General features: G+C 46.0%; 1 protein-coding gene. It reads left to right on the forward strand.

Annotation, left to right across the window (positions count from 1 at the left end):
- Nucleotides 1-78 precede the first annotated feature (78 nt).
- Nucleotides 79-883 (forward strand): IS5 family transposase (locus JC606_RS23195; protein ID WP_198779565.1); only part of this gene is annotated, 805 nt, incomplete at its 3' end.

The raw sequence follows: 883 nt of genomic DNA on the forward strand, positions 1-883 counted from the left end.
GGCGTTGTTGCCTAAATCAGTTGAACCTTTTTCGAGTCCTGCGATCTGATCCTTTATGATGGTTAGAGCGGTGACAACATGGGTAAGGCGAAAAAGAAGATAACTAACTGGGCGGAGTACAATAAGGCTTTGTGCAAACGGGGCTCGGTTACGTTCTGGATAGATGATACAGCCGTAGATGCATGGCGATGCAAAACCCATCATGGTAAGCGTGGTAGAGGCTTTCAGTACTCTGATACAGCGATTGAAACTGCCTTGATGATTAAAGGAGTATTCTCATTACCCTTGCGTGCTCTTCAAGGTTTTATCGACTCTATCTTTGAGTTATTGGATGTTCCACTGACGTCCCCAGACTACACCTGTATCAGTAAACGCTCGAAGACAGTCCAGGTGAAATACCGTAATAAATCTAAAGGGGCTATTCGTCATATAGCCATTGACTCGACTGGTCTCAAAGTCTTTGGCGAGGGGGAGTGGAAGGTGAAGAAGTACGGTGCCGAAAAACGTAGAACATGGCGCAAGCTGCACTTAGCCGTTGATGTAGATACCCATGAAGCCATTAGTGCCGAGGTCAGCCTGGTAAATGTTGGTGATAGCGAAGTGCTGCCAACGTTACTCAACCCTTTACGTAGAAAGATCGATGCTGTATCTGCCGATGGAGCATATGACACAAAAAGTTGCCACAATACTCTGAAGAATAAAGGTTGTACTCCGTTGATACCACCTCGAAAGAATGCAGCGTTTTGGGAAGATGGGCATCCCAGAAATGAAGCTGTAGAGGCTCTGAAAAACGGAACAATAGCGGAGTGGAAATCCGAGTCTGGTTATCACTATCGCTCAATATCTGAGACCGCAATGTCTCGATATAAAGGACTAACCAGCG

Source organism: Vibrio sp. IB15 (genome assembly GCF_016406055.1).
GTDB lineage: Bacteria > Pseudomonadota > Gammaproteobacteria > Enterobacterales > Vibrionaceae > Vibrio > Vibrio chagasii.